At 64.2% G+C, this 26,820-nt stretch carries 29 protein-coding genes; 13 read left to right on the top strand and 16 right to left on the bottom strand.

All coding sequences use genetic code 11. The annotated features are described in order from the left end of the window. Positions 1 to 6: 6 nt before the first annotated feature. Together sucC and mdh are read right to left on the bottom strand one after the other, a co-directional pair. The gene (gene sucC / locus EN850_RS27240; protein WP_136092672.1) at positions 7 to 1,200 is read right to left on the bottom strand and encodes an ADP-forming succinate--CoA ligase subunit beta; all 1,194 of its coding nucleotides are present in this window, start codon (positions 1,198 to 1,200) and stop codon (positions 7 to 9) included. A 45-nt stretch (positions 1,201 to 1,245) separates the two neighbouring features. Then, positions 1,246 to 2,214 (bottom strand): malate dehydrogenase, encoded by a 969-nt coding sequence (gene mdh, locus EN850_RS27235; RefSeq protein ID WP_135932789.1) that lies wholly within the window; start codon positions 2,212 to 2,214, stop codon positions 1,246 to 1,248. A gap of 215 nt (positions 2,215 to 2,429) precedes the next feature. Here mdh and EN850_RS27230 point away from each other — a divergent pair, with 215 nt between their 5' ends. After that, positions 2,430 to 2,855: a GNAT family N-acetyltransferase gene (locus EN850_RS27230; RefSeq protein WP_136092671.1), complete on the top strand. Its 426-nt coding sequence runs from the start codon at positions 2,430 to 2,432 to the stop codon at positions 2,853 to 2,855. A 67-nt stretch (positions 2,856 to 2,922) separates the two neighbouring features. Here the strand turns inward: EN850_RS27230 and zapE are convergent, their stop codons facing one another. The 3 genes from zapE to EN850_RS27215 all read right to left on the bottom strand — a co-directional run bounded on the left by zapE (position 2,923) and on the right by EN850_RS27215 (position 5,391). Next, a complete protein-coding gene (zapE, locus tag EN850_RS27225) occupies positions 2,923 to 4,143 on the bottom strand; it encodes a cell division protein ZapE (RefSeq protein ID WP_136092670.1) in 1,221 nt (406 codons plus the stop codon). A 129-nt stretch (positions 4,144 to 4,272) separates the two neighbouring features. Then, on the bottom strand, positions 4,273 to 4,812 hold the full coding sequence (locus tag EN850_RS27220; protein WP_127872818.1) for a protease inhibitor Inh/omp19 family protein: 540 nt from the start codon (positions 4,810 to 4,812) through the stop codon (positions 4,273 to 4,275). A 138-nt stretch (positions 4,813 to 4,950) separates the two neighbouring features. Continuing rightward, on the bottom strand, positions 4,951 to 5,391 hold the full coding sequence (locus EN850_RS27215; RefSeq protein WP_127281262.1) for a hypothetical protein: 441 nt from the start codon (positions 5,389 to 5,391) through the stop codon (positions 4,951 to 4,953). Between the two features lie 213 nt (positions 5,392 to 5,604). Here EN850_RS27215 and EN850_RS27210 point away from each other — a divergent pair, with 213 nt between their 5' ends. The 8 genes from EN850_RS27210 to EN850_RS27175 all read left to right on the top strand — a co-directional run bounded on the left by EN850_RS27210 (position 5,605) and on the right by EN850_RS27175 (position 13,046). Beyond that, positions 5,605 to 6,624: an MBL fold metallo-hydrolase gene (locus EN850_RS27210; protein WP_136092669.1), complete on the top strand. Its 1,020-nt coding sequence runs from the start codon at positions 5,605 to 5,607 to the stop codon at positions 6,622 to 6,624. 90 nt (positions 6,625 to 6,714) lie between these two features. Beyond that, positions 6,715 to 6,876: a DUF1328 family protein gene (locus tag EN850_RS27205; protein WP_136092668.1), complete on the top strand. Its 162-nt coding sequence runs from the start codon at positions 6,715 to 6,717 to the stop codon at positions 6,874 to 6,876. Between the two features lie 91 nt (positions 6,877 to 6,967). Continuing rightward, positions 6,968 to 7,852, top strand: coding sequence for a diaminopimelate epimerase (gene dapF / locus EN850_RS27200; RefSeq protein ID WP_136092667.1), 885 nt, complete (start codon positions 6,968 to 6,970; stop codon positions 7,850 to 7,852). Then, complete coding sequence (gene mtaB / locus EN850_RS27195) at positions 7,852 to 9,177, top strand: tRNA (N(6)-L-threonylcarbamoyladenosine(37)-C(2))-methylthiotransferase MtaB (protein ID WP_136092666.1); 1,326 nt, start codon at positions 7,852 to 7,854, stop codon at positions 9,175 to 9,177. The genes dapF and mtaB overlap by 1 nt, the downstream gene beginning before the upstream one ends. A 13-nt stretch (positions 9,178 to 9,190) precedes the next feature. Next, on the top strand, positions 9,191 to 11,104 hold the full coding sequence (ftsY, locus tag EN850_RS27190; protein ID WP_136092665.1) for a signal recognition particle-docking protein FtsY: 1,914 nt from the start codon (positions 9,191 to 9,193) through the stop codon (positions 11,102 to 11,104). A gap of 57 nt (positions 11,105 to 11,161) precedes the next feature. Further along, the gene (locus EN850_RS27185) at positions 11,162 to 11,836 is read left to right on the top strand and encodes a septation protein A (protein WP_127872812.1); all 675 of its coding nucleotides are present in this window, start codon (positions 11,162 to 11,164) and stop codon (positions 11,834 to 11,836) included. 23 nt (positions 11,837 to 11,859) lie between these two features. Further along, positions 11,860 to 12,480: a pyridoxamine 5'-phosphate oxidase family protein gene (locus EN850_RS27180; protein WP_127280264.1), complete on the top strand. Its 621-nt coding sequence runs from the start codon at positions 11,860 to 11,862 to the stop codon at positions 12,478 to 12,480. 35 nt (positions 12,481 to 12,515) lie between these two features. Further along, positions 12,516 to 13,046, top strand: a complete 531-nt coding sequence (locus EN850_RS27175) for an NADPH-dependent FMN reductase (RefSeq protein WP_135922263.1) — start codon at positions 12,516 to 12,518, stop codon at positions 13,044 to 13,046. A 282-nt stretch (positions 13,047 to 13,328) separates the two neighbouring features. On the opposite strand, the gene EN850_RS27170 is transcribed toward EN850_RS27175, so the two are convergent. Both EN850_RS27170 and EN850_RS27165 read right to left on the bottom strand, forming a co-directional pair. Continuing rightward, positions 13,329 to 13,535 carry a 4-oxalocrotonate tautomerase family protein gene (locus EN850_RS27170; RefSeq protein WP_127280266.1) on the bottom strand — a complete coding sequence of 69 codons (207 nt, stop codon included), beginning with the start codon at positions 13,533 to 13,535 and terminating at the stop codon, positions 13,329 to 13,331. Between the two features lie 162 nt (positions 13,536 to 13,697). Beyond that, complete coding sequence (locus EN850_RS27165) at positions 13,698 to 14,618, bottom strand: SMP-30/gluconolactonase/LRE family protein (protein ID WP_127872809.1); 921 nt, start codon at positions 14,616 to 14,618, stop codon at positions 13,698 to 13,700. A 250-nt stretch (positions 14,619 to 14,868) separates the two neighbouring features. Between EN850_RS27165 and EN850_RS27160 the strand changes: the two genes are divergently transcribed. Next, positions 14,869 to 15,036, top strand: coding sequence for a hypothetical protein (locus tag EN850_RS27160; RefSeq protein ID WP_127280268.1), 168 nt, complete (start codon positions 14,869 to 14,871; stop codon positions 15,034 to 15,036). 222 nt (positions 15,037 to 15,258) lie between these two features. On the opposite strand, the gene EN850_RS27155 is transcribed toward EN850_RS27160, so the two are convergent. From EN850_RS27155 to ccmA, 4 genes are all read right to left on the bottom strand, one after another. Then, on the bottom strand, positions 15,259 to 15,834 hold the full coding sequence (locus tag EN850_RS27155) for a DsbE family thiol:disulfide interchange protein (protein WP_127872808.1): 576 nt from the start codon (positions 15,832 to 15,834) through the stop codon (positions 15,259 to 15,261). After that, positions 15,831 to 16,004 carry a heme exporter protein CcmD gene (gene ccmD / locus EN850_RS27150; protein ID WP_127280270.1) on the bottom strand — a complete coding sequence of 58 codons (174 nt, stop codon included), beginning with the start codon at positions 16,002 to 16,004 and terminating at the stop codon, positions 15,831 to 15,833. Before ccmD ends, EN850_RS27155 begins: the two co-directional genes overlap by 4 nt. Positions 16,005 to 16,136: 132 nt before the next feature. After that, positions 16,137 to 16,802 carry a heme exporter protein CcmB gene (ccmB, locus tag EN850_RS27145; RefSeq protein ID WP_127872807.1) on the bottom strand — a complete coding sequence of 222 codons (666 nt, stop codon included), beginning with the start codon at positions 16,800 to 16,802 and terminating at the stop codon, positions 16,137 to 16,139. Between the two features lie 211 nt (positions 16,803 to 17,013). Next, entirely contained in the window at positions 17,014 to 17,622 is a 609-nt protein-coding gene (ccmA, locus tag EN850_RS27135) for a heme ABC exporter ATP-binding protein CcmA (RefSeq protein WP_135863545.1), read from the bottom strand. A gap of 281 nt (positions 17,623 to 17,903) precedes the next feature. Between ccmA and acnA the strand changes: the two genes are divergently transcribed. After that, a complete protein-coding gene (gene acnA / locus EN850_RS27130; protein ID WP_135863433.1) occupies positions 17,904 to 20,594 on the top strand; it encodes an aconitate hydratase AcnA in 2,691 nt (896 codons plus the stop codon). A gap of 422 nt (positions 20,595 to 21,016) precedes the next feature. Continuing rightward, positions 21,017 to 21,832 (top strand): thioredoxin family protein, encoded by an 816-nt coding sequence (locus EN850_RS27125; RefSeq protein ID WP_136092664.1) that lies wholly within the window; start codon positions 21,017 to 21,019, stop codon positions 21,830 to 21,832. Positions 21,833 to 21,878: 46 nt separating this feature from the next. Here the strand turns inward: EN850_RS27125 and EN850_RS27120 are convergent, their stop codons facing one another. Genes EN850_RS27120 through EN850_RS27110 form a run of 3 tightly spaced genes read right to left on the bottom strand, consistent with a single transcriptional unit; the run spans position 21,879 to position 24,221 of the window. Further along, entirely contained in the window at positions 21,879 to 23,264 is a 1,386-nt protein-coding gene (locus EN850_RS27120) for an FAD-binding oxidoreductase (RefSeq protein WP_136092663.1), read from the bottom strand. 31 nt (positions 23,265 to 23,295) lie between these two features. Then, complete coding sequence (locus tag EN850_RS27115) at positions 23,296 to 23,541, bottom strand: TOBE domain-containing protein (protein ID WP_246689284.1); 246 nt, start codon at positions 23,539 to 23,541, stop codon at positions 23,296 to 23,298. Between the two features lie 20 nt (positions 23,542 to 23,561). Next, on the bottom strand, positions 23,562 to 24,221 hold the full coding sequence (locus EN850_RS27110) for an XRE family transcriptional regulator (protein WP_136092661.1): 660 nt from the start codon (positions 24,219 to 24,221) through the stop codon (positions 23,562 to 23,564). Between the two features lie 530 nt (positions 24,222 to 24,751). Between EN850_RS27110 and EN850_RS27105 the strand changes: the two genes are divergently transcribed. Continuing rightward, on the top strand, positions 24,752 to 25,138 hold the full coding sequence (locus tag EN850_RS27105) for a DUF2794 domain-containing protein (RefSeq protein ID WP_127279199.1): 387 nt from the start codon (positions 24,752 to 24,754) through the stop codon (positions 25,136 to 25,138). 106 nt (positions 25,139 to 25,244) lie between these two features. Here EN850_RS27105 and EN850_RS27100 read toward each other — a convergent pair whose 3' ends face one another. Together EN850_RS27100 and EN850_RS27095 are read right to left on the bottom strand one after the other, a co-directional pair. Next, positions 25,245 to 25,817, bottom strand: a complete 573-nt coding sequence (locus tag EN850_RS27100) for a GNAT family N-acetyltransferase (RefSeq protein WP_135883783.1) — start codon at positions 25,815 to 25,817, stop codon at positions 25,245 to 25,247. Positions 25,818 to 25,921: 104 nt separating this feature from the next. After that, entirely contained in the window at positions 25,922 to 26,695 is a 774-nt protein-coding gene (locus EN850_RS27095) for a Bax inhibitor-1/YccA family protein (RefSeq protein WP_127872799.1), read from the bottom strand. Positions 26,696 to 26,820 lie beyond the last annotated feature (125 nt).

Below are 26,820 nucleotides of genomic sequence, written 5' to 3'. Positions count from 1 at the left end.
GCCGTGTCAGCCCTTCACCGCCGCCACGATCTTCTTGGCCGCGTCGTCGAGATCGTCGGCCGACACGACATTGAGGCCGCTGTCGTTGATGATCTTCTTGCCGAGCTCGGCATTGGTGCCTTCCAGGCGCACCACCAGCGGCACTTTCAGGCCGACTTCCTTGACCGCGGCGATCACGCCCTCGGCGATGATGTCGCACTTCATGATGCCGCCGAAGATATTGATCAGGATGCCCTTCACCGCCGGGTCCTTGGTGATGATCTTGAACGCCGCCGTCACCTTCTCCTTGGACGCGCCGCCACCGACATCGAGGAAGTTGGCGGGTTCGGCGCCATAGAGCTTGATGATGTCCATCGTCGCCATGGCAAGGCCGGCGCCGTTGACCATGCAGCCGATATTGCCGTCGAGCGCGACATAGGCGAGGTCGTATTTCGACGCCTCGATCTCCTTCTCGTCCTCTTCGGTGGTGTCGCGCAGTTCCATCAGGTCGGGGTGGCGAAACAGCGCGTTGTTGTCGAACGAAACCTTGGCGTCGAGCACGCGCAGCCGGCCGTTCTTCATGACGATCAGCGGGTTGACCTCGAGCAGGCTCGTATCCTTCTCGACAAAGGCCTTGTAGAGGATCGGGAACAGCGTGCCGCCATCCTTGGCCGCGTCGCCGTCGAGCTTCAGCGCGCCATTGAGCGCCCTGACGTCATCCGCCGTCACGCCCTTTTCCGGATCGATGGCGACGGTGATGATCTTTTCCGGCGTATCATGCGCCACCGCTTCGATGTCCATGCCGCCTTCGGTCGAGACGACGAAAGCGATGCGGCCGACCGAACGGTCGACCAGGATCGACAGATAAAGCTCGCGCTCGATATCGGCGCCGTCCTCGATATAGAGACGGTTGACCTGCTTGCCGGCCGGGCCGGTCTGCTTGGTCACCAGCGTGTGGCCGAGCATCTCATTGGCGTTGGCCACCACCTCGGCAACCGACTTCGCCAGCCGCACACCGCCCTTGGCGTCGGGGCCTAACTCCTTGAATTTGCCCTTGCCGCGGCCGCCGGCATGGATCTGACTCTTCACCACATAAAGCGGGCCGGGCAGCGCTTGCGCGGCGGCTTCCGCCTCGCTTGCCTTGAACACCGGCACGCCTTCGGCCACCGGCGCGCCAAAGCTCTTCAGCAGCGCCTTGCCTTGATATTCATGGATGTTCATGGGGAACTATCTCCAGGTCGTTTGCCGGGGGTGATGTTGGGGAGGTCACTTCGAGGCGAGTTGCGGCGCGATCTTGACGCAGGCCTCGGTCAAGCCCTGCACGGTCGCCACCGAGGTGTCGAACATCTTCTGCTCGGCCTTGTTGAGGTCGATCTCGATGACGCGCTCGACACCGCCGGCACCGATCACCACGGGAACGCCGACATAGGTGCCCTTGACGCCATACTGGCCGGAGAGGTGCGCCGCGCACGGCAGCACGCGCTTCTTGTCCTTGAGATAGGATTCGGCCATCTGGATCGCCGAGGCCGCCGGTGCGTAATAGGCCGAGCCGGTCTTCAAGAGGCCGACGATCTCGGCGCCGCCGTCGCGGGTGCGCTGCACGATCTGGTCGAGCTTTTCCTTCGAAGTCCAGCCCATCTTGATCAGGTCTGGAAGCGGAATGCCCGACACCGTCGAATAGCGGATCATCGGCACCATGGAATCGCCGTGGCCGCCGAGCACGAAGGCGGTGACGTCCTCGACCGAGACCTTGAACTCCTCGGCCAGGAAATAGCGGAAACGCGCGCTGTCCAGCACGCCGGCCATGCCGACGACATGGGTCTTGGGCAGGCCCGAAAACTTCTGCAGCGCCCACACCATGGCGTCCAGCGGATTAGTGATGCAGATGACGAAGGCCTTCGGCGCGTACTTCTTCAGCCCGGCGCCGACCTGCTCCATGACCTTCAGGTTGATGCCCAGCAGGTCGTCGCGGCTCATGCCCGGCTTGCGCGGCACGCCGGCGGTGACGATGCAGACATCAGCGCCCTCGATGCCGGCATAGTCGTTGACGCCGGTCAGCCGGGAATCGAAACCATCGACCGGCGATGACTGCGCGATATCGAGCCCCTTGCCCTGCGGAATACCCTCGGCAATATCGAACAGGACCACGTCGCCGAGATCCTTGAGGCCGATCATATGCGCGAGCGTGCCGCCGATCATGCCAGAGCCGATAAGCGCTATCTTGTTGCGTGCCATGTGAGGATGATTTCCCTTTGTCTGTGGCGACGCCAACACGGCGTCGAGGAAGAGGCCGGAATGCTGCGGGGAACCGCGAATTTCGCCGCACCCAATAGCTCTGGTGCGAAATAAATTCAAACGATTATTTCAACCCCTGCATTTTCAATCGGTTAGAGTGCTTGGGATTTACGTAAACGTCAAAATTTGTAAGCCGACTTGGGAGAATTTACACAATGACGGTCGAGATCAGAAGGCTCTATCCCGGCGATGACGCCCTTGTGATGCGAGTGGCCGACGACGTGTTCGACGAGCCGGTCCGGCCCGATCGCCTGGCCAGTTATCTCGCGCAATCGGGCCATTTCATGATCGTCGCCCTCGTCGAGGGCCTGGTCGTCGGCCAATGCGCGGCGGTCATCCACCGCCATCCGGACAAGCCGACCGAACTTTATATCGACGAGGTCGGCGTCTCGCCGGCCTTCCGGCGCCAGGGCATTGCGCGCAAAATGCTCGACGCCATGTTCGCGCTCGGCAGGGAGCATGGTTGCGAGGAGGCCTGGGTCGGCACCGAACCTGACAATCTGCCGGCCCGAGCGGTTTACGAGGCGCGCAAGCCGCATGCCGAGGCGGAGAGCTTTGTGATGTATGTGTATCGACTTTAGCGGGACGATCGAAGCCCCGCTACCGCCGTCATCCCTAGGGTCCGCGCTCCGCTTGCGTCGCTTCGCTCTAGGATGACGAAGGCATGGTGGCCTGCGCCCGTGACGCGTCAGCCGGGGCAGCCTTCGCCTTCCGCCGCACGGCCCAATCGTCCAGCCAGTCGCGGCTCTGCATCTCGATCAGACGCGAGGCCGTGCGCTCGAATTCGAACACCTCGACGCCGCGCCTAGCCACATAAAGCTCGTGCGGCGGCGCATCCGCGCTCACCACCAGGCGCACATGATGGTCGTAGAGCGTATCGATCAACAGGATGAAGCGCTTGGCCTCGTTGCGCTTGCCTTCGCCCAGCACCGGGACATGGTCGATGAAGACGGTCGAAAACCGGCCGGCGATCGCCAGGTAATCGCGCGCGCCGAGCGGCTTTTCGCACAGGTCGGCAAAGGAGAAGCGCGCCGCATCGCCGGCGGCGGCCGGCACGGCCACCTTGCGGCCCTTCAGCGTCAGCGACGTCTCGGCCGTCGGCGCCCCGTGCGTCATCGCCTGCCAGGCCTCGTCGAGCGCCTCGTCGGCAGCCGCATCCGCCGGCATGAGGTAGACAGGCGTGCGGGCAAGCTTTTCCAGCCGGTAGTCCTTGTCGCTGTCCAGCGACAGCACCTCAGCATGGCGTTTCAGTATGGCGATGAACGGCAGGAAGAGCTGGCGGTTCAACCCGTCACGGTAGAGGTCTTCAGGCGCCACGTTCGAGGTGGCGACGAGCACGACCCCACTGGCGAACAGTGCCGAGAACAGCCTGGACAGGATCATGGCGTCGGCGATGTCGGTGACCGAAAATTCATCGAAGCACAGCACCCAGGCCTGCTCGGCGAGCGCCTTGGCCACCGGCGGGATCGGATCGTCTTCCCTGACCGTGCCTTCCTTGCGCGCCTGCCGGTGCTTCTGGATGCGGTCCTGCACGTTGGCCATGAAGTCGTTGAAATGGACGCGGCGCTTGCGCCTGACCGGCAAGAGTTCGAAGAACATGTCCATCAGCATGGTCTTTCCGCGCCCGACGCCGCCATGGATGTAGAGGCCCTTGACCGCCTCCTGCGTCTCGCGCTTGCGGGCAAACAGCCAGCCCAGCGCGCTGGACTTTTGCGCAAGCCGCTTGGCCGAGATCTCGTCGGTCAGCCGGTCGAGCGCGGCGGCGATCTCCTCCTGCGCGGGGTCGCGTCCGATCGCGCCTGATACCACCAGATGGTCGTAGCGCTGCCGGACGGTCGCATGGGTCTGGAGGCCGTCACGCAGATGCATCGGTCACGTCGTTGTTCGGAGCGGTATGCTCAAGAGAGAAGGTATGTTGAGATTCAGGCCAGGCCGAGCCGAAACGGCAGGAAGCCGCGATTCGCAGGCAGGCATCACCTGAATACCGGCATACCCAGCCTATCTTGTAAGCGAAATCGGTTGCCCGTTGGAAGTCTGGCCGTCGAATTTCGAGCCGCCCGACGAATAGAGACGTGCCAGCGAACCGCCATTCTCGTCATAAAGCGTCAGCTGCTTGCCGGCGACGTTCCACGATTTGATGCCGTCGATCGGCGCCGGGCAGTGCAGCGGACCGGCGCGGAAGCCGGCGCCGAACTTGGTCTGTGGCGTCGCCACCTTGCAGCTCTGGCCGGAAACGCTGACGTTCCAGACACCGGCGACGCTTGCCGCGTTGAGATCCGCGGCACCCGCAGGCGCCGCGCCATCCGGCGGCAGCGAGGCAACCTGCGTGTTTGCCGGCGCGGTCGGGAATTGAGACGGGTCGGTGGTGCCGGGGGACGCCGGCGGCGGCAGCTGATTCGAGCTCACCTGGCCGGCAGGCGCCGGCTGCAGCGGGGCGGGCTGCTGGTCGTCCATCGACGAGAAGCGTGAGGTTGAGCAGCCGCTCGCAACGAGCGCCGCCAGGGATACGGCCACCAGGCCGCCTTTCGCAAAATTCATTACAACCTCCGTCGGATTCGGCTGGGGGTGCCGTCCGCGCAATCTCACCTCCACCAAGATGGAGAAGGTGGCGAAATTTCAACCCGATATGGTTAAAATAGGGTTTGCAGCAAGATTGTTGCAAATTTATCGCAATCATTACGCAAGGGCAGCACTTGGGACGAACACATATCCGTCCGGCCCGACGATATAGCACTCGCGCAAACCATGCGGCTTGTCGACGGCGCCGGCCAGCACGATGTGGCCATGATCCAGCGCCGCCGCCTCGATCGCGTCGGGATCGGCGCCATAGAGGCGCAATTCGATGCCAGCACCGCGTGTCTCGGCGCCCGTGATGGAGCCCGTCATCGGGTTGTCGAGATAGGAATGGTCGGCATGCAGCATGAATACCGACCCCAGAAGCTCGATCGCCGCGAAATCTTCGTCGGCATAGATGACCCGGGCGCCAAGCACGTCGCGGCAGAAGGCTTCCATCGCCGGCATGTCGGTCACCAGCAAATTGACGCCGACGCCGCGCGGCAGCGAGCGGCCAAAATCCTCGGCCTTCATCCAGGGCGTCTTCGTTCGCTTCATCGCCATGGCGTCTTCCTCCTGATCCGCGATCCTAGCCGAGGCCGCTTCGTCCCCCTTGGCCTTCGGCCGGCAAACGCTTGCACCAGCCGCGGCAAGGCTTATGTCTAGAATAGTCCCAGGAAAAGTGTGCAGCGGTTTTCCCGGGAAAACGCGTAGCGCTTCCCCCCAGGGAATTGCGTGAAAACAAAGAGTTCACCGAAACCCGCTGGAGCGCAGACCTTGGCCGCGAGACACAAAGCCGCCAACTGCTACTACAGCGGCCCGCCCAGCGATCATTTCGACGGCACCCTGTTCTTCAACCCCGACGGCCGGATGCCTGGCCCCTTCACGGACCTGCTGAAATGGCAGTTCAGCGGCCAGCGTTCGAAATGGCCGCCTGCGAGTCCGAGCCCCTTCGCACAGGCAAAGCCGGCCGCGATGGTCGAAGGTACCGAACTGACCGTGACCATGGTCGGCCATTCCACCTTGCTGATCCAGACCGCCGGGCTCAACATCCTCACCGATCCGGTGTGGTCGGCGCGCACCTCGCCGTTCTCCTTTGCCGGACCCCGGCGCGTCAATCCGCCGGGCATCGCTTTTGACGATCTGCCGGCGATCGACGTCGTGCTGGTCAGCCACAACCACTATGACCATCTCGACCTTGCCACGCTGAGGCAGCTGAAGGAGACGCACGATCCGCTGGTAGTGACGCCGCTCGGCAACGATGCCATCATCGCCGCCGCGGTGCCCGGCATGCGGCTTTCCGCGCATGACTGGGGCGACAGGGTCGACGTCTCCGACGGCACCGCCATCCACATCGAGCCCGCGCATCATTGGTCGGCGCGGGGTGCCCGCGACCGGCGCATGGCGCTGTGGGCCGGCTTCGTCATCGAAACAGCGGGCGGGAAGACCTACTTCGCCGGCGATACCGGCTTCCACGACGGCATCAACTACCGGCTGATGGCGGAAAAACATGGCGGCTTCCGCTTCGCCATCCTGCCGATCGGCGCCTACGAGCCACGCTGGTTCATGGCCCCGCAGCACCAGAATCCCGAGGAAGCGGTGCAAGGCATGAAGCTGTGCAACGCAAGCTTTGCCGCCGGCTGCCACTGGGGTACCTTCCAGCTCACCGACGAGCCGATCGACGAACCGGTCCGAAAACTGGCCGAGGCGCTCGGGGCTGAGGGTGTACCGCAAGAGCATTTTCGCGCCTTGCGGGCCGGCGAAGTCTGGGACGTGCCGGAAACGACGGCGGCCTGAGCCGACCAGGCTTCGAAACGAGCGGGAACCCAAGCACGACAGCCGCGTTTTTCCTGCGGTTTCAAATCTGTCGGCTTACGAGGCATTCCCATGCTCAAATGGATCATCATTCTTCTCATCGTCGCCGCCGCGGCGAGCCTGCTCGGCATGCCGGCGCTGGCCGGCGCCGCCGCCACCGGCGCGCGCATTCTCATCGGCATCGTGCTCGTGATCTTCCTGTTGATCTTGCTGGGGGTCTTCGCGGTGACGTAAGTCCGGCGCCGTCGCGTGAAAGCGGCTGCGCACTGGTAATTCCTGCCCGTTTCCGCCATATAGCGCCGAACGGACATGGAATTTCGGAGCAATGGCAGGCACGGCCCCTTTCGCCAAGATGAACGGCATCGGCAACGAGATCATCGTTGCCGACATGCGTGGCCGTGCGGATCGGGTGACGGCCGCGGCCGCCATCGCGCTCAATGGCGACGTCGCGACGCGGTTCGACCAGATCATGGCGATCCACGACGCCAGGACACCAGGCACCGGCTATTTCGTCGACATCCTGAATTCCGATGGCTCCGGAGCGCAGGCCTGCGGCAACGGCATGCGCTGCGTCGTCCAGGCCCTGGCCGCCGAGACCGGCGAGAAGACCTTCACCTTCGAGACCGTGGCCGGCATCCTCAATGCCCGCGAACACGCCGACGGCTCGATCTCTGTCGACATGGGCACGCCGCGCTTCGGCTGGCGCGACATTCCGCTGGCCGAGGAGTTCCGCGACACCCGCATGATCGAGTTGCAGGTCGGCCCGATCGACGCGCCTGTGCTGCATTCGCCTTCCGCCGTTTCGATGGGCAACCCGCACGCCATCTTCTGGGTCGATGACGACGTCTGGACTTATGAACTCGACCGTTTCGGCCCGCTTCTGGAAAACCATCCGATCTTTCCCGAACGCGCCAACATAACCATCGCGCAGGTGACCTCGCCCGACAGCATGATCATCCGCACCTGGGAGCGCGGCGCCGGCCTGACCAAGGCCTGCGGCACCGCGTCCTGCGCGGCTGTCGTCGCAGCGGCCCGCACCCGGCGCACGGGCCGCAGCGTCAACCTGCTGACGCCTGGCGGCGGCACGCTGCATGTCGAATGGCGCGATGACGACCACGTCATCCTGACCGGGGCGGCCGAATGGGAATTTTCCGGCAGCTTCGATCCGTCGACCGGACAATGGGCCCGCGACACCGAAAGCGCGGCCTGATGTCCGCTCTTGCCAAAGGCGTCGACGTGGCGAAGCAGCCCGGCCGCATCGACGTGGTGACCTTCGGCTGCCGTCTCAATACCTATGAGTCCGAGGTGATGCGGCGCGAGGCCGAAAGCGCGGGCCTCGGCGCGCTCGACGGCGGCGCCGTCATCGTCAACACCTGTGCCGTCACCGGCGAAGCGGTGCGCCAGGCCAGGCAGGCGATCCGCAAGGCGCGCCGCGACAACCCGGCCGCGCGCATCATCGTCACCGGCTGCGCCGCGCAGACCGAGCCCGAAAAATTCGCCGCCATGGACGAGGTCGATCTCGTGCTTGGCAATGAGGAAAAGCTCAAGGCGAATTCCTATCGCGCGCTGCCCGATTTCGGCGTCAACGACACCGAGAAGGCGCGCGTCAACGACATCTTCTCGGTGCGCGAAACCGCCGGCCACATGGTCGACGCCATCGAGGGCCGGGCACGTGCCTTCGTGCAGGTGCAGAACGGCTGCGACCACCGCTGCACCTTCTGCATCATCCCCTATGGCCGCGGCAATTCGCGCTCGGTGCCGATGGGCGCCGTGGTCGAGCAGGTCAAGCGCTTGGCCGGCAACGGCTATGCCGAGATCGTGCTGACCGGCGTCGACATGACGTCTTTCGGCGCCGACCTGCCTGGTGTGCCGAAGCTCGGCAAGCTTGTGAAGACCATCCTCAGGCAGGTGCCCGACGTAAAGCGGCTCAGGCTGTCCTCGATCGACTCGATCGAGGCCGACGAGGACTTGCTCGACGCCATCGCCACCGAGCCGCGGCTGATGCCGCATCTGCATCTGTCGCTGCAGTCTGGCGACGACATGATCCTGAAGCGCATGAAGCGAAGGCATCTGCGCGACCAGTCGATCCGCTTTTGCGAGGATGTGCGCAAGCTGCGTCCCGGCATTGTTTTCGGCGCCGACATCATCGCCGGCTTCCCGACCGAGACCGACGCCATGTTCGAGAATTCCGAAAAAATCGTCGAGGAATGCGGCCTGACCCATCTCCACGTCTTCCCGTTTTCACCGCGCGAAGGCACTCCCGCCGCGCGCATGCCGCAGGTTCGCCGCGAGCTGGTCAAGCAGCGCGCCGCCCGGCTGCGCGCAGCCGGCGAAGCGGCCTACCAGCGCCATCTGTCTTCGCTCGCCGGCAGCCGCCAGTCGATCCTGATCGAGCGCGACGGCCTTGGCCGCACCGAAGGGTTCACGCTTGCCGCACTCGCCACCGGTGCGCCGGGAGAGATCGTCGAAGCTGAAATAACCGGCCACGATGGCGCGCGGCTGACAGCCGCTCCCCTTGCCGCCCGCGCCGCCTGAGAAACGCAAAAGCATGGCTGGTTTTTTCAAGAAGATATTCTCGTTCGGCAAGAAGGAGGTCGTCGAGGAGCGCATCGACGAGACCGCCCCCCTCCCGCCGATCAAATGGGATCAGCTCGACGCGCTGAAGCCGGCGGCCGAGCAGGCCGTGCCGGAGTTTTTGAAGCGGAAGGAGGCTGTGGCGGAAGCCGCGCCGGCGGCCGCGCCTGGACCGGAGCCCGAGGAGCCCAAGCCCGAACCTGTCCCCACCATTCCGCCCCCGCCGGAGCCTACCGTTCCGTCAGAACCGGAACGGCAGCCGGAGCCTGCGCCGGAAGAGAAACCGGCAGCCCCGCCCCAGACGCCTGAACCACTGGCGCCCGAAGAGGTGCCGCAGCCACCCGTCGTTCCGCAGCCCACGCCCGAACCGCGGCCGCGGGAGATTCCGCCCGCACCATCAGAGCCCGAGATCGTTCCATCGCGTCCGGAGAGGCAACCGGAACCCGCGCCCGTCGAAGTGCCGACACCTCCGGTCGAAGTGCCGGTCGACATGCCCGCACCGGTCGAAGTGCCGCCGGCGTCGCCGGTTGAGGCCCCTCAGTCGACGGCCGCCTCCGAGCAGCCGACTTCTGAGGCCGGCGCAGCCCCTCATCCGCCTGCCGGCCCCTTCTCCCCGTATAGGGACGGGGAGAAGGGGGCTGACATCGGGGCCGGCGCCCCTCCTGGCGACATCAAACAAAAAAGCTCGACGCTGACGCCCCCCTCTCCCCGTCCTTCACGCGGAGAGGGTAAGGGTGAGGGGCAGCGCCAGCCTGCGGAAATTATCCCATCCCCGATCGAGACCGCTCCACCAGCGGAAATCGCCCCTCCCATTCGCCAGCCGGCACCCGTCGAGACCCAGCCGGTCATTGCCGAGGTCGCGCCAGAACCGCAACCCATTCCACAGCCTGCCCCCGCTCCCGGCAAGGTGACGGTTGCCAAGAAGGTCGAACAGAAAGCCGAGCAGCAGAAGGCGCCGGAGCCGGCGCCGAGGCGGTCCTGGTTCCAGCGCATGCGGGACGGGCTTGCCCGGTCTTCGCGCGAGCTGACCGGCAACATTGCCGGCGTCTTCACCAAGCGCAAGCTGGACGAGGAGACGCTGCAGGACCTGGAGGACGTGCTGATCCGCGCCGATCTTGGCGTGGAAACGGCGCTGCGCGTCACCGATTCACTGGCCTCAAGCCGCTACGGCAAGGATGTTTCCGATACCGAAGTGCGCGCCGTAATGGCGGCCGAGGTGGAGAAGGTGCTCGCCCCGGTCGCAAAATCGCTCGAGCTCGATCTCTCGCACAAGCCGCATGTCATCCTGGTGGTCGGCGTCAACGGCACCGGCAAGACCACGACCATCGGCAAGCTCGCCGCCAAGCTGACCGATGGCGGCCTGTCGGTGATGCTGGCCGCCGGCGACACGTTCCGCGCCGCCGCCATCGAACAGTTGAAGATCTGGGGCGAACGCACGAAATCGCCGGTCATTGCCTCCAAGCTCGGCGCTGATGCCGCCGGCCTCGCCTACGACGCCTTCGAGAAGGCGAAGGAGGCGGGTTCCGACGTGCTGATCATCGACACTGCCGGCCGGCTGCAGAACAAGACCGAACTGATGGCCGAGCTGGAAAAGATCGTTCGCGTGCTTGGCAAGCTCGACCCGGAAGCGCCTCACACCGTGCTGCAGACGGTCGACGCCACCACCGGCCAGAACGCGCTCAACCAGGTCGAGATCTTCCGCAATGTCGCGGGCGTCAACGGCCTGGTGATGACCAAGCTGGACGGGACCGCGCGCGGCGGTATTCTGGTGGCGATCGCGGCAAAGCATAAATTGCCGGTCTATTTCATCGGCGTCGGCGAGCAAGTCGACGACCTCGAACCGTTTTCCGCAAGCGAATTCGCCAGGGCGATCGCTGGAGTGGCTTGAACAGGCACGATGCCGGAAGTGAGGCTTCCGGATTGGATCGTGCGTAAGAAGGAAACCATGAACCCACCCATTCTCGAACGCGATCCGTCCGACCCGCAGAAAGAGAAGAAGGAAGGCATCAACCCCCTGCTCAAGCTGGCGCTGGAGCTGGGGCCGCTGCTCGTCTTTTTCTTCGCCAATGCGCGCGGCGAGTGGCTGACGCAGAAATTTCCCGTGCTGGCCGAATTCGGCGGTCCGATCTTCGTCGCCACCGGCCTGTTCATGGCCGCGACCGCGATCGCGTTGATCGCCTCATGGCTGCTGACCCGCACCTTGCCGATCATGCCGATGGTGTCGGGCGTCGTCGTTTTCATCTTCGGCGCGCTGACGCTCTATCTGCAGGACGACATCTTCATCAAGATGAAGCCGACCATCGTCAACACGCTGTTCGGCGGCGTGCTGCTCGGCGGCCTGTATTTCGGCCGCTCGCTGCTCGGCTATGTCTTCGAGTCCGCCTTCAAACTCGATGCCGAAGGCTGGCGCAAGCTCACCTTCCGCTGGGGCCTGTTCTTCCTGTTCCTGGCCATCGTCAACGAAGTGGTCTGGCGCAATTTTTCCACCGACGCCTGGGTTACCTTCAAGGTCTGGGGCATCATGCCGATCACGCTTCTGTTCACCTTCAGCCAGATGCCGCTCATCCTGCGCCATTCGCTCGACGACAAAGCCGGCGGGGAAGAGAAAGCCGGCAAATAAGGCAGGGAATAAAGGGGAGAGCCATGGAATTCGTCACCACCCAGGAAGAGCTGCGGACGATCTACAAGACGCCGCGCCCGACCGATGGTTCGATCCGCAAGGAATTGAAGGCGCTCGACGGCCATTGCCGCTCCTTCATCGGCAAGAGCCCGTTCGTGCTGATCGGCTCGTCCGATGGCGAAGGCAATGCCGACGTTACCCCGAAAGGCGACAAGCCCGGCTTCACCGCCATTCTCGACGAGAATACGATCGCCATTCCCGACCGGCCCGGCAACAACCGGCTGGATACGCTGGAGAACATCCTGCGCAATCCCTCGGTCGGGCTGCTCTTCCTCATCCCGGGCATGAACGAGACGCTGCGCGTCAATGGCGAAGCCCGCATCACCGTGGATGCCACTTTGCGCGAGCGCCTCGCGGTCGACGGCAAGGAGCCGCAAAGCGTCATCGTCGTCGCCGTCAAGGCCGCCTACATGCATTGCGCCAAGGCCTTCATGCGCTCCGATCTGTGGAAGCCCGAGAGCTGGTACGACCGTGCCACGCTGCCGACGCTCGGCCAGATCCTGCGCGATCAACTGGCATTGGCCGATTCGGCCGAGGCGACCGACCGCTGGCTGGACGACGAGTACAAGCAGACGATGTGGTAGGGTTTTCGGCCACGATTCGCCCGGACCTATCCATCTTGCTCCATCTTCTTGCCATCTCAGGCAGCCTGCGGGCGGCCTCCACCAATTCGGCCCTGGTCGCGGCACTGGCGCTGAACGCGCCCGAGGGCTGTCGTATCACCGTCTATGACGGACTTCGCGGCCTGCCGATCTTCAACCCCGACGACGAGGGCGAGCGAACACCGGGCGAAGCCTCCGACCTGATCGACGCCGTCACCCGCGCCGACGGCGTCATCGTCTCCTGCCCCGAATATGCGCATGGCGTGCCGGGCGGACTGAAGAACGCGCTCGACTGGCTGGTCTCGCGCGACGCCGCCGTCGACAAGCCGGCCATGCTGGCCCACGCCTCGCCGCGCTCGATCTATGCCCGAGCGGCGCTCGCGGAGATCATGCGGACCATGTCGTTCGCGCTGCATGATGGTGGGTTGGAGATCGCCCTGCTCGGGAAGAAGCCAGCGGAGATGGAGGCCATTTTGGCTGAGCCGGAAAAGGTGCTGGCAATGCGCAATGCGCTGTCCGGTTTCGCAGATTTCATACGCTCGCCTTGATCCTTTAGCGGCCAACCATGCGACTTCGTCATTCTAGGGCGGAGCAAGGAGCGCAGCGACGCGGCGCAGACCCTATAATCCATGCCGTGACATTTGCCAAAGAATGCAGCGGTTCAGAACAGGCACCCCAACGTGGCTAGTACACTGACCGTATCACAGACGGAAACTGCACCGCCGCGACGTTCGAAAGGCCCGGCATGGATCCTAGGGTCTCCGCGACGTCGCTTCGCGACTGCTTCGCCCTAGGATGACGAAGTGGAAAGGACTTCGCCTTCCTTCGATCTACCCCTTCCGCAAGGTCTCGACATCGGTCTTGCCGACATACCAGTCGCGCGCGTTGACCTCCTCGAACACCACCCAGACATCGTCATTGCCGAGTCCGGTGGCGTCCATGATGGCCGCCGTGACTTTCCTGGCGATGTCAGCCTTCTTGCCTGCCGGATCGGCGGCGATCACTTCCTTGACGATGCGGATGTTGACGAATGGCATGACGTCCTCCCATTGATTTGTGCCTGATACCATCGGCGGACTGCTTCGAACTCCGCTCCGGCGGAGCAAATAATGGCGGCTGCGGAAGCCGCGGCGAAGCGGGTGCCGCGGCTATCCGCAGAAGCGCCAACAAGGGCCGCCAGAGAAAAGTTGCGAGCAGCCTCAAAAAGTCTTGGCCCCATTCACCATCAGCCGCACCGAATAGAGCGAGGTGGTGCCGGCGATGTAGAGGCAGTTCAGCTTGGTGCCGCCGAACACGCAATTGGCGGTCACCTCCGGCACCTTGACCTTGCCGATCAGCGTGCCGTCCGGATCGTAGCAGTGGATGCCGTCGGCAGCGCTGGTCCAGATGCGTCCGTCGGCGTCGAGCCGGAACCCGTCGAACAGGCCTGATGTGCAGTCGGCGAAGACCTTGCCGCCGGAAACCTTCTTGCCGTGCTTGCCGACGTTGAACACCCGCATATGCGCCGGGTTCTCAGCGCCATGCGTGCGGCCGGTGTCGACGACATAGAGCAGGCTTTCGTCGAGCGAGAAGGCAAGCCCGTTCGGCCTGACCATGTCGGTGATCACGGCCTCGACCTCGCCCGTGTCGGGATCCACCCGGTAGACGTTGCAGGCGCCGATCTCGCTCTCGGCCTTGTCGCCCTCATAGTCGGTGTCGATGCCGTAGCTGGGGTCGGTGAACCAGACCGAGCCGTCGGATTTCACCACCGCGTCGTTGGGCGAGTTCAGCCGCTTGCCCTTCCATTTGGCGGCGATGGTGGTGACCGAGCCATCATGCTCGGTGCGGCTGACGCGGCGGCCCGAATGCTCGCAGGTGACGAGCCGGCCCTGCCGGTCGACGGTGTTGCCGTTGGAATTGCCCGAGGGCTGGCGGAACACGCTGACGCTGCCGTCGGTTTCGTCATAACGCAGCATGCGGTTGTTCGGAATGTCCGACCACACGACATAGCGGCCGGCGGCGAACCAGGCCGGCCCTTCGGCCCAGCGGCAGCCGGTGAACAGTTTCTCCACTTGCGCGCTGCCATTGAACAGGCGCGCGAAACGCGGATCGAGAATTTCGTAATAGTCTGCGGCCGCCATGCATTTCCTCCCGGCATCACGTGACGCCGGATCAAGCCAGCCCGCGATCGATCTGGCAAGACGGGGTATCAGCAATTTGTAAGACAAAACGGCGGGACGTTCCTTAGGACGCCATTAACCGGCTATGCGCGCAGTGCAATGGTGCATTGCAACATCTTCTTTTTGCAATGCACCATTACTATGTCATGCTCCGTATCGATCAAGGGAGGAAGAACCCGCCGCGAGAATGCGGCACAGAAGGAACCTTGCTATGATCTTGAATGACCTGATGACCCGCGCTCGCAGCAGCATCGCCAAGCGCAAGCACTACAACCGCCTCGTCGCCGAAATCGACAGCTTCTCCAGCCGCGACCTCGCCGACATGCGCGCCGACCGCTCGGAAATGCTCTACCAGATCCACAAGCAGATCTACGGCTGAGCCCCACCGCGTTTCGTCATCCTCGGGCTTGACCCGAGGATCCATGCCGCGACTTCAAACGAAGCATGCAGCGGCTCGGAATAGCGGTTCTATCAGCGGCGAAGAGTCCCTTATCCTGATCCGCCTTGCCTGTCACTAATATCACGGCATGGATCCTAGGGTCTGCGCCGCGTCGCTTCGCTCCTTGCTTCGCCCTAGGATGACGAAGGCGAGTTGGAGTTGTCAGTTCGGTACGGCCAGCGCTTTTTCAATCTGTGGCAGCAAGAGATCCCTCGCCGACTCCGCCGTCAGCGGGCCGACATGCTTGTAGGCTATCTTGCCATCCTTGCCGATGACGAAGGTTTCCGGCACGCCATAGACGCCCCAGTCGATCGCCGTGCGGCCGGCTTCGTCGACGCCGATCGCCTGGAACGGATTGCCGAGGTCGCCGAGGAAGCGGCGGGCGTTTTCCGGCCGGTCCTTGTAATTCAGCGCCGCCATCGTGAACCGCTTGTCCTGCGCCAGCGCCAACAGAACCGGGTGCTCTTCCCGGCACGGCGCGCACCACGACGCAAAGACGTTGACCAGAGTGACCTTGCCGGCGAAGGCTTTCGAATCGAGCCCCGGCAGGTTTGACCCCTCCAGCGCCGGCAGACTGGTCTGCGGCGCCGGCAGGCCGATGAGCGCCGATGGCACTTCCGAGACATCGCGTCCCGACAGAAGCTGCGACAGGAACAGGCCGGCCAGGCCGAGGAAAACCAGCAGCGGCAAGAACACGAACAGGCGGCGACGCGTCGGCGTTTCGATTTCGCTGCTCACGGCTTTCCCGCCCCGGTCTTGTCGGAGCGCCGCCGCACCCCGGCCGCCTCGAGTTCGGCGAGTTCGCGCTTGCGTGCCCGCTGGTCAAGCAGGATCCAGCCGATCAGCCCGGCCAGCACGATCGCGGTGATGGCATAGGCGGCGGTGACGTAGAGTGCGTGCGGGCTCATGCCGGCCGCCTCCCTGGCATGCCGCTCGCCAACCCGGTCCGTTCGCTGCGCTCGCTCATGCCTTCCCTTAACCTCGCGCCACGGGCCGCGCAATCTGCCGCCGCGCCGCAGCCTCTGCCGCTCGCGGCCGACTCAATCCGTGCCATGGCGCAGCGCCAGCGCCGCGGCCACGGGGCCCAGCACCGCAAGAAACAACGTCAGCGCGGCAAGAATGAGGAAAGGCTGCAGGAACGGATCGGGATTCGCCGTCGCCCCGTAGCTTGCCGAAACACCGAAGATCAACACCGGAATGGTCAGCGGCAGCACCAACACCGAGATCAACAGCCCGCCGCGCGGCAGCGCCACCGCCACCGCGGCGCCGACGGCGCCGATGAAGGTGATGGCCGGCGTGCCGACCAGAAGCGTCAGTGCCGTGGCGCCGATGGCGACCGGTTCCATGTTCATGAACAGGCCGAGCAGGGGCGCGGCGACCACCAGCGGCAAGACGCTTCCCGCCCAATGCGCGACGCATTTCACCAGCACCGTCAGCGCCAGCATGTGCCGGTCGTGGCCGAGCACCAGCAGATCGAGCGCGCCGTCCTCGCGGTCGGCCTGGAACAGCCGGTCGAGGCCGAGCAGGCAGGCAAGCAAGGCGCCGATCCACAGGATCGCAGGGCCGATGCGGGCCAAGAGCTTGAGGTCCGGCCCGACGCCGAAGGGGATGGTGGCGATGACGGCAAGGAAGAAGATGACGCCGGTCAGCGCGCCACCGCCGGCACGGATATTGAGGCGGATGTCGCGGGCTAAGAGGGACCACATTACGATGTGGTCCCCGGTTGAAGAAGGCGTTCCGTCACGCCCCCCTCTGTCCTGCCGGACATCTCCCCCACGAGGGGGGAGATCAGCCGTCGGTTCGGCTTTCGCCAATCACTAGCGTCGCCAAGATGAGCGAGGCGCCGAAGCCACCAATCTCCCCCCTCGTGGGGGAGATGGCCGGCAGGCCAGAGGGGGGCGCCGTAGAGCACGGAAATCAATGGCCTACCCTCATTTGCAGCTCGCGCGCCCCTTCCAACCCCAGCGGCAGATGCGTCGCCGCGACAATCATCCCGCCTTCCGCGCAATGCCCGCTCATCAACCGCGCGAACCTTCCCTCCGAAGCCTTGTCCAGGCCCGCCGTCGGCTCGTCCAGCAGCCACAGCGGCCTATGGCTGACCAAAAGCTTGGCGATCGCCGCGCGGCGCCTTTGCCCGGTCGAGAGATAGCCGAACGGCAAATGACCGATGCCGCCCAGCCCGACCGTTTCCAGCGCCTCCTCGACACCGAGCCGGCCTTCGCCATGGAACTCCCGCCAGAAGCGCAAGTTCTCCGCCACGCTCAGCGCCGTCTTCATTGCATTCTGATGGCCGAGATAATGGCAGGCCGACGCGATCGACGGGAATTCGTCGCCGCCGCCTTCGAGCAGCAGGCGGCCTGCGGCTTTCGGCAGCAGCGCGGCGACCACCCTGAGCAAGGTCGATTTGCCCGAGCCGTTCGGCCCGGTGACGACCAGCGCCTGCCCCGTCTCCAGGGCAAACCCGATGCCGGAAAACACCGCCTCGCCGCCGCGCTCGCCGCCCAGATTTTCGGCGATCAGCCGCATCCCTTGCCTGTCCCTCGAACGAAGCGGCACGGCCGCTGCCGCATCGCACAAATTTGCTTTGCAACTGTCTAGAACTATTCCAGAAAATTCTCTATATGCGGGTCATCCGTGCCAGCGGTCGGCACGGGAACAGAATTAGCGCCGAACCAGCGCACGCGCCGCCTTGAACGGCTCGGGTTGCTTGGGAGCGGACAGCGGAAATGGCCGTACCCGCACCTTTGCGCGTGATTGCATGCCATCGGCGTCCGTTCCCTTTCAGGCTGAACAGACAAGGATCGCACGTGTCAAAATCCCTCGACAGTTTCAATTGCCGCCGCACGCTGAAAGCGGGCGACGCCGAGTATGTCTATTTCGACCTCGTCGAGGCCGAGAAGAACGGCCTCACCGGCATTGCCCAGCTGCCCTATTCGATGAAGGTGCTGCTGGAAAACCTGCTGCGCAACGAGGATGGCCGCTCCGTCACCAAGGAATCGATCCAGGCGGTGGCCGGCTGGCTGACCGACAAGGGCACCGCCGGCGTCGAGATCGCCTACCGCCCGGCCCGCGTCTTGATGCAGGATTTCACCGGCGTCCCGGCCGTGGTCGATCTCGCCGCCATGCGCGACGCCATGGCCTCGCTCGGCGGCGATCCGCAGAAGATCAACCCGCTGGTTCCGGTCGACCTCGTCATCGACCATTCCGTCATCGTCGACGAGTTCGGCACGCCGATGGCCTTCGCCCGCAATGTCGAACTCGAATATGAGCGCAACGAAGAGCGCTACAAATTCCTGAAATGGGGCCAGCAGGCGTTCCGCAACTTCCGCGTCGTGCCGCCCGGCACCGGCATCTGCCACCAGGTCAACCTCGAATATCTCGGCCAGGTCGTGTGGACCAGCACCGAGGACGGCGAAACCACAGCCTATCCCGACACCTGCGTCGGCACCGATTCTCACACCACCATGATCAACGGCCTTGGCGTGCTCGGCTGGGGCGTCGGCGGCATCGAGGCCGAGGCGGCCATGCTCGGCCAGCCGGTTTCCATGCTGTTGCCCGAAGTCATCGGCTTCCGCCTCACCGGCAAGCTCAAGGAGGGCGTCACCGCCACCGACCTCGTGCTCACCGTCACCCAGATGCTGCGCAAGAAGGGCGTCGTCGGCAAGTTCGTCGAGTTCTTCGGGCCGGGCCTCTCCAACATGACGCTGGCCGACCGCGCCACCATCGGCAACATGGCGCCCGAATACGGCGCCACCTGCGGTTTCTTCCCCGTGGACTCGGAAACCATCCGCTACCTCACAATGTCGGGCCGCAGCGAGGACCGCATCGCCTTGGTCGAGGCCTATTCCAAGGCGCAAGGCATGTGGCGCGAGGCCGGTTCCGCCGATCCGGTCTTCACCGACCTGCTCGAACTGGAACTCGACAGCGTCGTGCCGTCCATGGCCGGCCCCAAGCGCCCGGAAGGCCGTGTCGCGCTCGAGGGCATTCCGGCCGGCTTCGCCAAGGCGATGGACACCGAGTACAAGAAGGCCGCGGAAATCTCCAAGCGCTACGCCGTTGAAGGCACCGACCATGACCTCGGCCATGGCGACGTCGTCATCGCCGCCATCACGTCCTGCACCAACACCTCGAACCCGAGCGTGCTGATCGGCGCCGGCTTGCTTGCCCGCAACGCCAACCGCCTCGGCTTGAAGCAGAAGCCGTGGGTAAAAACCTCGCTGGCACCCGGCAGTCAGGTGGTGGCCGAATATCTGGAAAAGTCGGGCCTGCAGAAGGAGCTCGACCAGATCGGCTTCAACCTGGTGGGCTTCGGCTGCACCACCTGTATCGGCAATTCCGGCCCGCTGCCGGCGCCGATCTCCAAGACCATCAACGACAAAGGCCTGATCGCTGCCGCCGTGCTCTCCGGCAACCGCAACTTCGAAGGTCGCGTCTCGCCCGACGTGCAGGCGAACTACCTCGCCTCGCCACCGCTGGTCGTGGCCCACGCGCTCGCCGGCACCGTCACCAAGGACCTGACATCAGAGCCGCTCGGCGACGACAAGAACGGCAATCCGGTTTATCTCAAGGATATCTGGCCAAGCTCGGCCGAGATCCAGGAGTTCATCGAGAAGAACGTCACCCGCGAGCTGTTCGCCCGCAAATATGCCGACGTCTTCAAGGGCGACGAGTACTGGCAGAACGTCAAGGCGCCGGAAGGCCAGACCTATGCCTGGGACAACAATTCGACCTATGTGCAGAACCCGCCCTACTTCGCCGGCATGACATCAGGTTTCGGCAAGATCGGCGACATCAAGGGCGCCCGCGTGCTCGGCCTGTTCGGCGACAAGATCACCACCGATCACATCTCGCCCGCCGGGTCGATCAAGGCCGCCTCGCCGGCCGGCAAATACCTCACCGACCATGGCGTCGGCGTCGCCGACTTCAACCAGTACGGCACGCGGCGCGGCAACCATGAGGTGATGATGCGCGGCACCTTCGCCAACATCCGCATCCGCAACCACATGCTGGGCGAGAATGGCCGCGAGGGCGGTTACACCATCCACTATCCCACGAAGGAAGAGGAATCGATCTACGACGCGGCGATGGAATACAAGAAGGAAGGCGTGCCGCTGGTCATCTTCGCCGGCGTCGAATACGGCAACGGCTCGTCGCGCGACTGGGCGGCCAAGGGCACCAACCTGCTTGGTGTCCGCGCCGTCATCGCCCAGTCCTTCGAGCGCATCCACCGCTCGAACCTGGTCGGCATGGGCGTCATCCCCTTCGTCTTCGAGGAAGGCACCTCCTGGGCCTCGCTCAACCTCAAGGGCGACGAGCTGGTCGAGATCGATGGGTTGAGCGCCATCAAGCCGCGCCAGACGATGACCGCCAAGATCACCTATGGCGACGGCACGGTGAAGAACGTGCCGATCATCTGCCGCATCGATACGCTGGATGAGCTCGACTACTTCAAGAACGGCGGCATCCTGCAATACGTGCTGCGCGATCTGGCAGCGTAGAAAGCAGGGGAGTAGGGAACTAGCCGGGGACGGGTAACCTACTCCCCTACTCCCCTACTCCCCTACTCCCCTACTCCCCTACTCCCCTACTCCCCTACTCCCCTACTCCCCTACTCCCCTGCTCCCCACAGTCCTGCGGCGATGAAGGCAAGGTCCGTCAAAGCATTGACCGGCTCGGACCAAAGTCCACGGCTGGTTCGCTCGCAATAGAAATCGACGGGGGTGAGGAGAACCTGCCACATGGGGATGATGCCACCGCCGAATCGAACCACGCCCTGAAATGCCGTGGCTTCTCCTATTGCGGCCTTACCTCACGGTTGCGGCGGTAAAATTTCACCGCAACGTGACTTCCCGTTGACTTCCCGTTCTGCCACATATTTCGGCAAAGCAGAACAAAGCCGGCATCACCGGCGGGAATTGGAATGGTCATGGCCTCGCGACGATCTTTGTGGCTGGCAGCCTTCGCGCTGGCCTTCTCGGCTTTTGCCGGCGCTGGCCATGCCGGCGAGACCGAGAGGGCCCAGGCAGACAAGCCCCAGCTGGAGAAGCCGCTCGGCGTGGTTGAGCTTTTCACCAGCCAGGGCTGCAGTTCCTGTCCGCCGGCCGATGCATTCTTCGCCGAACTTGCCGTCCAGGAAGACCTCGTCGCGCTCTCCTATCACGTCGACTATTGGGACTATCTCGGCTGGCGGGACACGCTGAGCCATAAAGAGAATACCGAGCGCCAGAACGACTATATGCGCGCCTTCGGCAGCCGCTCCGTGTACACGCCGCAAGCGGTCATCAACGGCCGTGTCCACGTCAACGGCGCCAACCGCGGCGAAGTCGACGGCGCGCTTGCCCGTATGGCCCGGGGCGGCGAAGGCATGCGCGTCGCCATCAAGGTCAGCCGGACCAGCGACCGCGTGATCATAGACGCCGGCGATGCCGGGGCGGGCCCCAGCGACGCCCATGTCGTCATCGTCTATTTCGAGCCTCCGCAGACGGTCAAGATCGCCGAGGGTGAGAACTCCGGCCGCAAGATGACCTACTGGAACGCGGTGACCGGGATCCAGACCGCCGGCATGTGGCACGGCAAGGCGCAGCGCTACGAATTGCCGCTGAGCGAGATCACCAAGAAGGGCGGTTGCGCCGTGCTTCTGCAGTCGGTCGGCAAGGATGGCCTGCCAGGTCCCATCCTGGGTGCGGCTTTCATCCACAAGCCCGGATCCGAGACCTCTCTCGATCGAAAACTGTAACGTCACGCGGTTCGGCGCGGTTCCAGACGGAAACCGCTGCACATCGTCAGTGCCCGGTCAGGCGATCGGCAAAGGCCGCAAGGCGTGAGGTCCGGCCCAGGCCGTTTGCTTCACGCCGGTCGGCGATGCGATAGAGCTGGTACATGGTGTGCACACCGAGCCAGCGCAGCGGTTCCGGCTCCCATTTCTTGACCGTGCGGTTGACCCAGGGCAGCCGGGTCAGCTCGGTGTCGTGGCCGAGCACCAGGTCGCGCAAGGTGCGGCCCGACAGGTTGGAGCTCGACACACCGAGCCCGACATAGCCCCCGGCCCAGCCAATGCCGCTTTCCCTATCGAAACCCGAAGTCGTGCACCAGTCGCGCGGCACGCCGAGCGTGCCGCACCAGGCATGGTCGAGATGCGCGCCCTTGGTCTGCGGCAACAACCTGGTCAGCACCTCGTGCAACTGGTCGATGGTCGCCTGCTGGGTCTGGCCTCGCACATCCGTGCGTGAACCGAAGCGGTAGGGCACGCCGCGGCCACCCATGGCGATGCGGCCTTCGCGCGTGCGTTGCGCGTAGCAATAGGTGTGCGCGGCATCGCCCAGCACCTCGTAGCCGTTCCAGCCGATCGCGTCCCAGAGCTTCTGCGGCAGCTTCTCCGTCACCACGATGGCGCTGTTCAACGGCAGCCAGAGACGCTCATAGCCGGGAATGCCCGCCGTGAAGCCTTCGGTGGCGCGGACGATCTTCTGCGCCCGCACGATGCCCCTGGTGGTGGTGACCTTGCCCTTCTCGATCGCCAGCACTTGCGTCTGCTCGTAGATCGGCACGCCGAGCCGCACGACCGCCGCCGCCAGACCCTGGACCAGCTTGGCCGGCTGCACGCGCGCGACGTTGCGCACGACGAAAGCACCCAGCACCTTGTCGATGGCGATGCGCTGGCGCGCCTCCCGCGCGTCGAGGAAGGCCAGCCGCTCCGGCGGCATCTCCCAGCTCAGCAGCTCCTCGTATTCGGCCCTGGCGCGCTGCAATTGCGCGGCGTTGGTGGCGACGGTGATGTTGTCGACACGGCGGATATCGGCGTCGATGCCCTCGGCTTCCGTCACCGCGATCACCTCGTCGACCGTGCCGAACATGGCGCGCTGCATGTCGATCACGGCGCCACGCGACGAGGTTTTTGCGTATTTCTCGCGCGACCAGCTGAAGCCGCCCGACAGCCAGCCGCCATTGCGGCCCGAAGCGCCGAAGCCCGCGAATTCCTTCTCGACGATGGCGATGCGCAGCGCGGGCTGCGCCTTCTTCAGATAATAGGCGGTCCACAAGCCGGTGTAGCCGGCGCCGACGATACAGACATCGGCCTCGATGTCGCCGGGCAAGGATGGCCGATAGGCCGGCACGCCGCCGATATCGGCATACCAGAACGACACGTCGCCATTGTGCTTGGCTTGCATTTTTGAAATCCGTTCCGAAATCAGGTGAGCGTCAGGTCGGCCTGTCGTCATCGGCGAGCAGCTTCACGTCGCTGCCGGCGAACAGCACCTCGACCTCGTCTCCGATGGAAAAACTGTCTGCTTCCAGCGTCGAGCGCACGATGGCTTTCGAGCCGTCGGCCAGATCGACCTCGTATTTGGAGCCCGAACCGAGGTAGATCGCTTCGCCGATGCGCCCCGTGAGCCGGTTGCGGCCGTCACCGGCAACGCCGCGACGGGCGAGCGCCAGTTTTTCCATTGCAGAACTCGCATGTGTTTTCATTCACCCGGACGCGAGCGGTTTCCGGGCCTGTATTGATCGAGTTCGAACGCGCCGGCGGTCGGCGGGGCGATGATCCACAGCACCTCCGCCGGCGTGTCGCCGATATTGACCGTGCGATGCGGCACCGAGGTTGCGTATTCGACGCTGTCGCCTTCGTGCATGACGTGGAGCTCATCGGCGAGTGTCAGTTCAACGGTGCCCTTGAGCACCATGAACATTTCATGCTCGCCGCTATGGACATAGGTCTCGTCGCCGGTCGAGCCGCCCACCTCGAAATGGCCGGCATAGACCTCGAACTGGTGGATCGGCCGCCGCGACAGGAGCATCTTGCGGCCGTACCTGCCGACCGGGACGACCGGCCGTTCCTCACGCCGCAGCACCTTGTGCAAGGGGCGGGCATTGTCCTCGAACAGATCGTTGATGCCAAGGTCTAGAGCGCCGGCGATCTTGAGCAGCGTGCCGGTGTTGGCGCCGCACAGATTGCGCTCGAGCTGGCTGATGAAGCTCGCCGTCGTGCCGGTCATGTCGGCGAGCTGCCGCAGCGAGACGCGCCGTGCCGTGCGCAACGCCTTGATGCGAGGGCCGACGCCGCCGGCCTCCGGCGCGGCCGCTACACCATCCAACTGCTTTGCCGTGGAGTCCGATGCGCGTGGCATTGCTGTCTCCGTTCCACTTAACACCCTATTAAGTGAGACGGCAGATGGCAAGCAGGGTCGGCGGAATTGAGTCGCGATGTGAGGGCTGGCCGCCTCGAGCCTGCGCCGGCTTCCCACGCTCGCCACGATCCGGGTTAAAAAAAGGTCCAAAAACGAAAAAACCGACGTCAGCTTGCTTCTGACGCCGGTCATTTAGGTTTTGGGATCGTCGCACCTGGTTTTTCCGAGGAAAAGACCGAGGTTGGTTCGATCCGACGCAGACCCGTGGGCGGGGGGCTTGGGGTTTACGAGCCGGTGCCGGACCGAACCGTCTCAGGCAACGCCGGTAAATTCGTCGGACATTGGGGCATGAGCGCGGATAAAAAAAGGCAGAAATGTGGCGAAGCATCACCAATTCCAACATGCGTTTCACAAACGTGACTGGACGCGACGGAAACGGCGCACCGCCGCCTCCGCTTCGCCGGCTCTTGCAATTGCGGTGCGAAGGGGCCAACTTTGGTTGGCAAAGATTCATTTCGAGGGATCGAGGCATGACTGATGACGGCGGCGGGATGGGGGATGGAGATGCATCCGCAATATTGATCCCGCTACACGAGGCGCGACGTGAACGCCTCGACCAGCCGGTCCGCTTCGACCGGCGTGAACTGGATCTGATCCTGAGGCTCTACGGACGCATGGTCGCCGCCAATGAATGGCGCGACTACGCCATCGATCATCTCACCGACCGCGCCGTCTTTTCCGTCTTTCGCCGCGCCAGCGAAGTGCCGCTGTTCCAGATCGTCAAGGATCCGAAACTGGCACGCAAACAGGGCGCCTTCGCCGTCATCGCGGCGGGCGGCCGTATCCTCAAACGCGGCCAGGAGCTTGGCCGCGTGCTTGGCGTCTTCGATCCGAAGCTGAAGGTGGTCGAGGCGTGAAGGGGAACTGAGGAATCGAAGAAATGAGGAATTGGAGAAAAGAGCGCTAAGCGCCTGACATTTCTCCAGTTCTTCAATTCCTCAATTCTTCAATTTCCCATTCTTCTCATTTCCCTCCGAGCCTGAACCTCCGCTCCGGCAGCGAATCCGGGTCGGGCGCGACCAATGCCCCGCCGTTCAGCGATAGCTGCATGAACACCGTGTCCAGCCAGCGCCCATGCTTATAGCCGGAGCCTTCGAGGCGGCCGGAATGGCGAAAGCCGAGCTTCTCGTGCAACCTGACCGAGGCGCTGTCGGCGCGGCCGTCGCCGATCACCGCGACGATCTGGCGAAAGCCCGCCCCCTCGACCGCGGCGACCAGGCTTTGCATCAGCTTGAGACCGACGCCCTGGCCCTTGGCGTCAGGCGCGACATAGACCGAATCCTCGACGATGAAGCGATAGGCCGGGCGCGGCCGGAAGGGGCCGGCATAGGCATAGCCGAGCACGGCGCCGTCCTTCTCCGCCACCAGATAGGGAAAGCCGCCGGCCGCGAGCGTGGCGAATCGCGTCCCCATCTCGGCACGGCTGGGCGGCTCCAGTTCATAGCTCGCCGTGCCGTTGGCGACCGCGTCGGCATAGATTTCGGTGATGGTGTCGAGGTCGGCCGGGGTCGCCGGCCTGATCACGATGTTGCTCATTCTTTATGCAAACCTCTTTTGTGCCTTCAACAACAGCAGAGGCCCGCACAAAAGAAAAGGGCGGCCATTGGGCCGCCCTTGCGAAAGTTGATGGTCCAATACCCTTAGCGGCGGTCGCCCATGAACTGGAGCAGGAACATGAACAGGTTGATGAAGTCGAGGTAGAGCGACAGCGCGCCCATGATCGCCTTGCGGCCGGCGACATCGGAAGCGTCACCCTCGAAATACATCTCCTTGATCTTCTGCGTGTCGTAGGCGGTGAGGCCGGCGAACACCAGCACGCCGATCGCCGAGACGGCGAAGGTGAGCGCCGACGACTGCAGGAAGATGTTGATCACCGAGGCGATGATGATGCCGAACACGCCCATGATCAGGAACGAGCCCATCGCCGACAGGTCGCGCTTGGTGGTGTAGCCGAACAGCGACAGCGCCCCGAAAGCGGCGGCGGTGGCGAAGAAGGTCTGCGAGATGCTTGCCGTGGTGTATACCAGGAAGATCGAAGACAGCGACAGGCCGACCAGGCCGGCATAGACCCAGAAGGTCGTCTGCGCGGCGGCGACGCTCATCGACCGGATCCTGAACGACAGGAAGAACACGGCGGCCAGCGGGGCCAGCATGACAACCCAGCGCAGCGGCGAACCGAAGATCGCGTAGCCGAAGGAGGTCAGCATCTCGCCGCTCGGCAGCGTCGCGACGGCCGAGGCCGGGTCGGTGGTGGTGGCCAGCATGATCGTGCCGATGGCGGCAAGGCCGGTGATGAGCAGACCGAGCCCCATCAGATTGTAGACCTTGATCATATACGCGCGCAGACCCTGGTCGATGTCGGCACGGACGCCGGGCACCGCCGACGTCTGATAATTGCGAATGGGATCAGCCATTGGAAATCCTCTGTTGCTTCTGCCCCGTCCGGTGTCGGGCCTCTTGCGGACCCAGGCGCCGCTGGCGGGGCTCCAGCATGCCTGCGCGGAATATGATGGTTCTTGGCGTCAAGAACAAGTCCGTA

This window comes from Mesorhizobium sp. M8A.F.Ca.ET.207.01.1.1 (assembly GCF_004794715.1).
Classification (GTDB): Bacteria; Pseudomonadota; Alphaproteobacteria; order Rhizobiales; family Rhizobiaceae; genus Mesorhizobium.
Note: the sequence above shows the minus strand (reverse complement) of the source record. Positions and strands in the feature narration are given on the sequence as shown.